Genomic DNA, 303 nt, shown 5'->3' on the forward strand with positions numbered 1-303 from the left:
GAGTTAAAAAACTCAAACATAAACGTTACCGCTTATGTTTGAGTTTTCAGAGAAGTGCAAAATTGGTAGGTCTGAGTAGACTTGAACTACCGACCTCACCCTTATCAGGGGTGCGCTCTAACCAGCTGAGCTACAGACCTACTGTTTTGGTTCAGTAAATGGTGGAGCTAAGCAGGATCGAACTGCTGACCTCCTGCGTGCAAGGCAGGCGCTCTCCCAGCTGAGCTATAGCCCCACTACTGAGATACTTCTCTTCTAATTCGTTATCGATGCAATTTGTGTGAACACTCGACGACCTACAAG

2 tRNA genes are annotated in these 303 nt (G+C 46.5%); both read right to left on the reverse strand.

The features are described from left to right. Positions 1–63 precede the first annotated feature (63 nt). A tRNA-Ile gene (locus HII16_RS16720) sits at positions 64–140 on the reverse strand. 19 nt (positions 141–159) lie between these two features. Then, positions 160–235: transfer RNA gene (locus tag HII16_RS16725), tRNA-Ala, on the reverse strand. Between the last annotated feature and the right edge of the window lie 68 nt (positions 236–303).

Source organism: Thalassotalea sp. Y01, assembly GCF_012932945.1.
Classification (GTDB): Bacteria; Pseudomonadota; Gammaproteobacteria; order Enterobacterales; family Alteromonadaceae; genus Thalassotalea_A.